We start from the raw sequence: 6,785 nt of genomic DNA, 5'->3' as shown, positions 1-6,785 counted from the left end.
GCCCCCGTACCCCCGCTCCTCAATCGCCGGAGGGGCTTGAAAGAACTCAGCCTCGCCGGCGTTTGAGGCGCGGGGGCCGGGGCGGAGCCCCGGTTACGGGAAGCGGTGGGAAGCGACGGGAAGCGGCGGGGAGGGGCGGGGAACAGGCCCGCCGCAGCCGCACCCCCCAGCCGCGCCCCCAGGGGCGCCCCGCTTCCATCGAACCGGTGACAGCACAGGTGAGTTCCCCCACAACGGCCCGCCTCGAAGGAGCGACGCGCTCTTTCGCGCCTTACGCTCAACAAACGCTCAACGAACCGCACGAACCCTCCCCGTTCCCACGTCTCGGAGGTTCACGCTCCATGAAGCTCACCGTCGTCGGATGCTCCGGCTCGTTCCCGTCCGCGGGATCGGCATGCTCGAGCTACCTCGTAGAGGCCGACGGCTTCAGGCTGCTCCTCGACATGGGCAACGGCGCCCTCGGCGAGTTGCAGCGCCACGTCGGTCTCTACGACCTCGACGCCATCTTCCTCAGCCATCTCCATGCCGACCACTGCATCGACATGTGCGCGTACTTCGTCGTCCGCTACTACCCGCACGAGGGCGGACGCCCGGCCCCCATCCCGGTCTACGGCCCCGACGGCACGGAGCAGCGGCTCACCACCGCCCACGCCGACACCCCGTCCGACCATGCGATGGGCGAGGTCTTCGACTTCCACACGCTGAAGTCCGGCTCGTTCGAGATCGGCCCCTTCTCGGTGCGTACGGAGAAGCTCTGCCACCCCGTCGAGACGTTCGGCATCCGTGTCGAGCACGGTGGCAGCTCGCTCACGTACTCCGGCGACACCGGCACCTGCGAGGCCCTGGACGAGCTGGCCGAGGGCGCCGACCTCTTCCTCTGCGAGGCGTCGTTCGTGCACGGCAAGGAGGACATCCCGGACCTCCACCTCAACGGCCGTGAGGCGGGCCAGCTGGCCGCCCGTGCCGAGGTGGGGCGCCTGGTGCTCACCCACATCCCGCCGTGGACCGACGCCGCACGCAATCTGTCCGACGCCCGCGAGGTCTTCGACGGCCCGGTCGAGCTGGCCGCCCCGGGCGCCGTCTACGAGATCTAGCGCCCCTGCTCCCGCGCGTACGACGAGGCCCTCACCTTCCGCCCGGGAAGGTGAGGGCCTCGGTCATGAGCGCCATGAGCGCCATGAATGCCTGACGGCGGGCCGACGACGGCGACGGCTACGCCTTCGTCAGGTCCTCGACCTCCTCCTCGGGCTCACGGCCCGGGGTGGTGAGGTTGAACTTCGTGATGGCGAAGCGGAACACCACGTAGTAGATGACCGCGAAGACGAGCCCGATCGGGATGATCAGCCACGGCTTCGTCGCCAGGTTCCAGTTCAGCGCGTAGTCGATGAAGCCCGCCGAGAAGGTGAACCCGGCGTGCACGCCCAGCGCCCAGGTGACGGCCATCGAGATGGCGGTCAGGACCGCGTGGATCGCGTAGAGCAGCGGCGCGATGAACATGAACGAGAACTCGATCGGCTCGGTCACACCGGTGACGAACGAGGTCAGCGCGAGGGAGACCATCATGCCCATCACGGCCTTGCGGCGCTCCGGGCGAGCGGAGTGCGCGATGGCGATGGCGGCGGCCGGGAGGCCGAACATCATGATCGGGAAGAAGCCCGACATGAACTGACCCGAGGTCGGGTCGCCGGCGAAGAAGCGGTTCAGGTCACCGTGCACGACGGCGCCCGTGGCGTCGGTGAAGTCACCCAGCTGGAACCACGAGACCGTGTTCACGAACTGGTGCATGCCCACCGGGATCAGCGCGCGGTTGATCAGGCCGAAGAGTCCGGCGCCGAAGGAACCGAGACCGGTCATCCACTCGCCGAAGTTGGATATGCCCTCACCGATGGGCTCCCAGACCAGACCGAAGAAGACACCGAAGATCACGCCGACGAAGGCCATGATGATCGGGACGAGACGGCGGCCGTTGAAGAAGCCCAGCCAGTCGACCAGCTTGGTGCGGTGGAACTTCTGCCACAGGATCGCCGTGACGAGACCCATCAGGATGCCGCCGAGCACACCGGGGTTGTTGTACGTCGCGGCGGTGTCCTCGCCCTTCTGGATCACGACTTCGGTGATCGGGAAGGCCTTGAGGACGTTGCTGTAGACCAGGAAGCCGACGAGACCGGCGAGAGCGGTCGAGCCGTCCGACTTCTTCGCGAACCCGATGGCCACGCCGATGCAGAAGAGCAGCGGCAGGTTGTCGAAGACCGCGCTGCCCGCGGTGGCGAACACGGAGGCGACCTTGTGCCAGCCGAGACCGTCGTCACCGAAGACGTCGGGCTGGCCGAGACGGAGCAGAATGCCCGCGGCCGGCAGCACGGCGATCGGCAGCTGGAGGCTGCGTCCCACCTTCTGCAGGCCCTGGAACAGGCCGGAGCCCCGCTTCTTCGCGGGGGCCGCCGTGGCGGTGGCCGTACTCATCAACTTCCTCCAGTAGGCAAGGCGCCGCCAGGGACAGGGTTTGTGGTGGGCGACGACCCTAGGAACGTGGCAGAATGCCACGTGGTCTGGACCACTGAGTGGTGTAGACCAGTTTTAGCACGGTGAGGGTTGGATAAGGAACCTGCGATTCCCGACTACTTCGCAGTAGCCATCACGTACGCACGGTGACATGACGAAGACCCCCGGACCGAGTGGTCCGAGGGCCTTGGCCGCAGGGGGTACAACCCCCGCTCAGCGGCTACTTCGTCAGGTTGCTCTCGATCTCTTCCTCCACCTCGTCGGGCTCCCGGCCCGGGGTCTGGAGGTTGAACCTGGTGATCGCGAACCGGAAGATCGCGTAGTACACCACGGCGAAGCCCAGGCCGATCGGAATGATCAGCCAGGGTTTGGTGGCCAGACTCCAGTTGATGACGTAGTCGATCAGGCCCGCCGAGAAGCTGAAGCCGTCCTTCACTCCGAGCGCCCACGTCAGCGCCATCGACACACCCGTCAGTACCGCGTGGATCGCGTACAGGATGGGCGCGACGAAGAGGAACGAGTACTCGATCGGCTCCGTGATTCCCGTCACGAACGACGTCAGACCGACCGAGACCATCATGCCGCCGACCGCCTTGCGGCGATGCGGCTTCGCGCAGTGGTAGATCGCCAGTGCCGCGGCGGGCAGCGCGAACATCATGATCGGGAAGAAACCGGTGGTGAACTGACCGGCCGTCGGGTCGCCCGCCAGGAAGCGGTTGATGTCACCGTGCACGACCGTCCCGTCCGGTTTGGTGAAGTCGCCGAACTGGAACCAGACGAACGTGTTCAGGAACTGGTGCATGCCGATCACCAGCAAGGCGCGGTTGGCCACACCGAAGATGCCCGACCCCAGCCAGTCCAGGTCCACCAGCCACTTCGAGAAGCTCGTCAGGCCGTCACCGATCGGCTGCCACAGCCACGCGCACAGCGCCGCGAAGAGCAGGGCGACGAACGCCATGATGATCGGGACGAGTCGCCGGCCGTTGAAGAAGCCCAGCCAGTCCACCAGCTTCACCCGGTGGAACCGCTGCCAGAACCAGGCCGACATCAGACCCATCACGATGCCGCCGAACACCCCGGGGTTCTGGTACGCGGCCGCCGTCACCTCCGCGTCGCCGGAGACGCACGTACCGAACCAGGTCCCGCCCGAAACGAACGTCGAACCGGCCCCGCAGTCCACCGGAAAGGCGTGCAGCACCGCGTAGTAGACGAGGAAACCGGTCACGGCCGCCAGCGCCGTCGAACCGTCCGCCTTCTTCGCCATGCCGATCGCGACGCCGACACAGAACAGCAGCGGAAGGCCGAGCCCCGAGTCGAGCAGCGCCCCACCGGCGGCCGCGAACACCTTGGCGATATTGGTCCAGCCCAGACCGTCGTCACCGAATACGTCCGGCTGACCGAGCCGGTTGAGGATGCCCGCCGCCGGCAGCACGGCGATCGGGAGCTGGAGGCTGCGCCCCATCTTCTGGAGGCCCTGGAAGAGGCCGTTCCACCACCGCTTCTGTGGGATCGCTGCGCTGGTCGAGCTCATCGGCGTCCTCCCGGAACACGGCACAATCGAGGGTCGTTGCACAATGGTGTAGACCAGTTGCGGTACGGTGCGGAGCCCGCCCGGAAGACAGGGCGCCGGTGATCGTCATCATTGGTGATGGTTCGGCAGCTCGCTCGCGAAGTTGGGCCAACCGTGCGTTACCGTGACGAAACGGACCCATGGTGGGCCGTCACATGTACGTGGATAACAGGGAGAAGGCCATGGCCAGCAAGGCTGAGAAGATCGTCGCCGGGCTCGGCGGAATCGAGAACATCGAAGAGGTCGAAGGCTGCATCACCCGCCTCCGCACCGAGGTCATCGACCCGGGCAAGGTCGACGAAGCCGCGCTCAAGGCCGCCGGCGCCCACGGCGTCGTCAAGATGGGCACCGCGATCCAGGTCGTCATCGGCACCGACGCGGACCCCATCGCCGCCGACATCGAAGACATGATGTGACCCACCGCTGAACCCGTACGGGCCGACCGGCCCGGCACCCCGCAGGCCCCGCCCCACCCGGACGGGGCCTGCGGCGTACCCGGCCGCCACCGACCCCACCGCGCCGGAACGGCCCACGCCCCGCACCCGATAAAGTCGACGCCATGTCTCGTATCGACGGCCGCACCCCCGACCAGCTCCGCCCCGTCACCATCGAACGCGGATGGAGCAAGCACGCCGAAGGATCCGTACTCATCTCCTTCGGCGACACCAAAGTCTTCTGCACCGCCTCCGTCACCGAAGGCGTCCCGCGCTGGCGCAAGGGCAGCGGCGAAGGCTGGGTCACCGCCGAGTACTCCATGCTGCCCCGCTCCACCAACACCCGCGGCGACCGTGAGTCCGTACGCGGCAAGATCGGCGGCCGCACCCACGAGATCAGCCGCCTCATCGGCCGCTCGCTGCGCGCCGTCATCGACTACAAGGCCCTCGGCGAGAACACCGTCGTCCTGGACTGCGACGTCCTCCAGGCCGACGGCGGCACCCGCACCGCCGCCATCACCGGCGCCTACGTCGCCCTCGCCGACGCCATCGGCTGGGCCCAGGGCAAGAAGATCATCAAGCACGGCCGCAAGCCGCTGACCGACACCGTCGCCGCCATCAGCGTCGGCATCGTCGACGGCACCCCCCTCCTCGACCTCTGCTACGAGGAGGACGTCCGCGCCGACACCGACATGAACGTCGTCTGCACCGGCGACGGCCGCTTCGTCGAGGTCCAGGGCACCGCCGAGGCCGAGCCCTTCGACCGCAAGGAGCTGGGCGCCCTCCTCGACCTCGCCACCGCCGGCTGCGTCGACCTCGCCGCGCTCCAGAACGACGCCCTCGCCCGCATCATCGGCGAGTAGAAAGCAACCAAGTACCGGCCCCCCGGCGTCGATACGCATACGGGCGCACGGATCGAACCGTGCGCCCGTCCGCGTATCCGCACCCGGGGAGGGGCTACACCATGGCCGCGCGACACCGACGCCACCGCACCGCACTGGCCATCGCCACCGCACTGCTCACCGTCACCGCCGCAGCCGGCTGCGGCGCGCTCGACAAGACACTCGACTGCGTCCGCACCGCCGATGCCATCGCCACCAGCGTCGACAACCTCCAACAGGCCGTCGCCAACGCCTCCAGCGACCCCAGCCAGGCATCCGAAGCCCTCGACGACATCGAGGAGGAACTCGGCAACCTCGGCGACAAGACCGACAACGCCGACCTCGGCAAGGCGGTCGACGACCTCCGGACCGGAGTCGGCAACGTCCGCGACTCCATCGACAAGGGCGACGACACCCCCGACATCACCCCGGTCACCGACGCGGCCAAGGAGATCGGCAAGGTCTGCACCTCGTGATCCGGGCTGCCGGGAGGCGGCGATAATCGAGCCATGACCCGCCTCATCCTCGCCACCCGCAACGCCGGGAAGATCACCGAACTCCACGCGATCCTCGCCGACGCAGGCCTCACCCACGAACTCGTCGGCGCGGACGCGTACCCCGAGATCCCCGACGTCAAGGAGACCGGCGTCACCTTCGCCGAGAACGCCCTCCTCAAGGCCCACGCCCTGGCCCGGGCAACCGGCCACCCGGCCATCGCCGACGACTCGGGCCTCTGCGTCGACGTCCTCGGCGGCGCCCCCGGCATCTTCTCCGCCCGCTGGGCCGGCACCCACGGCAACGACCGGGCCAACCTCGACCTGCTCCTGGCCCAGCTCTCCGACATCGACGCCCCCCACCGCGCCGCCCACTTCGCCTGCGCCGCCGCCCTCGCACTCCCGGACGGCACGGAACGCGTGGTCGAGGGCCACCTGCTCGGCACCCTGCGCCACACCCCGTCGGGCACGGGCGGCTTCGGCTACGACCCGATCCTCCAGCCGGAGGGCGAGACCCGTACCTGCGCCGAACTGACCCCGGCGGAGAAGAACGCGATCAGCCACCGCGGCAAGGCGTTCCGGGCGCTGGTGCCGGTGGTGCGGGAGTTGGTGGGGTGACACGGAGATGCCCGGCCCCGTGAAGAGGCCGGGCATCTCGGTTTCGGTACGCCCGGTCGGATTCGAACCGACATACACGGCCACCTAAAGGCCGCCGCTCAAACCAGTTGGCGTGCGGGCGCACGTCGACGACAAGCTTACCGCCTCGGGGAAACCGGGTGGGTGCGATCGGAGAACGTAGCCGTTCGGCTGTGGCATGAAGGGCAGGGACAGCGCAGGAAGGGGCTGATCCTGCCACCCGCCTCCATTGCCGCGTTCGACAAGATCAAGATACGGAACGACCCGC

The 6,785-nt window shown here is 68.1% G+C and carries 7 protein-coding genes and 1 tRNA gene; 5 read left to right on the top strand and 3 right to left on the bottom strand.

What is annotated here, in order from left to right:
* Positions 1-341 precede the first annotated feature (341 nt).
* Positions 342-1,094: an MBL fold metallo-hydrolase gene (locus tag ACFVJX_RS33735; RefSeq protein WP_384129904.1), complete on the top strand. Its 753-nt coding sequence runs from the start codon at positions 342-344 to the stop codon at positions 1,092-1,094.
* A gap of 118 nt (positions 1,095-1,212) precedes the next feature.
* Here the strand turns inward: ACFVJX_RS33735 and ACFVJX_RS33730 are convergent, their stop codons facing one another.
* Both ACFVJX_RS33730 and ACFVJX_RS33725 read right to left on the bottom strand, forming a co-directional pair.
* Complete coding sequence (locus ACFVJX_RS33730; RefSeq protein WP_384129905.1) at positions 1,213-2,463, bottom strand: PTS transporter subunit EIIC; 1,251 nt, start codon at positions 2,461-2,463, stop codon at positions 1,213-1,215.
* 259 nt (positions 2,464-2,722) lie between these two features.
* Complete coding sequence (locus tag ACFVJX_RS33725; RefSeq protein WP_384129908.1) at positions 2,723-4,033, bottom strand: PTS transporter subunit EIIC; 1,311 nt, start codon at positions 4,031-4,033, stop codon at positions 2,723-2,725.
* A 221-nt stretch (positions 4,034-4,254) separates the two neighbouring features.
* Here ACFVJX_RS33725 and ACFVJX_RS33720 point away from each other — a divergent pair, with 221 nt between their 5' ends.
* From ACFVJX_RS33720 to rdgB, 4 genes are all read left to right on the top strand, one after another.
* Positions 4,255-4,488 (top strand): glucose PTS transporter subunit EIIB, encoded by a 234-nt coding sequence (locus ACFVJX_RS33720; protein ID WP_093708643.1) that lies wholly within the window; start codon positions 4,255-4,257, stop codon positions 4,486-4,488.
* Between the two features lie 143 nt (positions 4,489-4,631).
* A complete protein-coding gene (gene rph / locus ACFVJX_RS33715) occupies positions 4,632-5,369 on the top strand; it encodes a ribonuclease PH (RefSeq protein ID WP_384129910.1) in 738 nt (245 codons plus the stop codon).
* Positions 5,370-5,470: 101 nt separating this feature from the next.
* Positions 5,471-5,863, top strand: coding sequence for a hypothetical protein (locus ACFVJX_RS33710; RefSeq protein WP_384129913.1), 393 nt, complete (start codon positions 5,471-5,473; stop codon positions 5,861-5,863).
* Between the two features lie 33 nt (positions 5,864-5,896).
* Positions 5,897-6,499 carry an RdgB/HAM1 family non-canonical purine NTP pyrophosphatase gene (gene rdgB, locus ACFVJX_RS33705; RefSeq protein ID WP_384129915.1) on the top strand — a complete coding sequence of 201 codons (603 nt, stop codon included), beginning with the start codon at positions 5,897-5,899 and terminating at the stop codon, positions 6,497-6,499.
* Between the two features lie 47 nt (positions 6,500-6,546).
* Here the strand turns inward: rdgB and ACFVJX_RS33700 are convergent.
* A tRNA-Leu gene (locus ACFVJX_RS33700) sits at positions 6,547-6,621 on the bottom strand.
* Between the last annotated feature and the right edge of the window lie 164 nt (positions 6,622-6,785).

It is taken from the genome of Streptomyces sp. NPDC127177, assembly GCF_042672475.1.
Classification (GTDB): domain Bacteria; phylum Actinomycetota; class Actinomycetes; order Streptomycetales; family Streptomycetaceae; genus Streptomyces.
Note: the sequence above shows the minus strand (reverse complement) of the source record. Positions and strands in the feature narration are given on the sequence as shown.

Coding starts and splice junctions, on each gene's coding strand:
- ACFVJX_RS33735 (WP_384129904.1), top strand. CDS start 342: ATGAAGCTCACCGTCGTCGGATGCTCCGGCTCGTTCCCGTCCGCGGGA.
- ACFVJX_RS33730 (WP_384129905.1), bottom strand. CDS start 2,463: ATGAGTACGGCCACCGCCACGGCGGCCCCCGCGAAGAAGCGGGGCTCC.
- ACFVJX_RS33725 (WP_384129908.1), bottom strand. CDS start 4,033: ATGAGCTCGACCAGCGCAGCGATCCCACAGAAGCGGTGGTGGAACGGC.
- ACFVJX_RS33720 (WP_093708643.1), top strand. CDS start 4,255: ATGGCCAGCAAGGCTGAGAAGATCGTCGCCGGGCTCGGCGGAATCGAG.
- rph (WP_384129910.1), top strand. CDS start 4,632: ATGTCTCGTATCGACGGCCGCACCCCCGACCAGCTCCGCCCCGTCACC.
- ACFVJX_RS33710 (WP_384129913.1), top strand. CDS start 5,471: ATGGCCGCGCGACACCGACGCCACCGCACCGCACTGGCCATCGCCACC.
- rdgB (WP_384129915.1), top strand. CDS start 5,897: ATGACCCGCCTCATCCTCGCCACCCGCAACGCCGGGAAGATCACCGAA.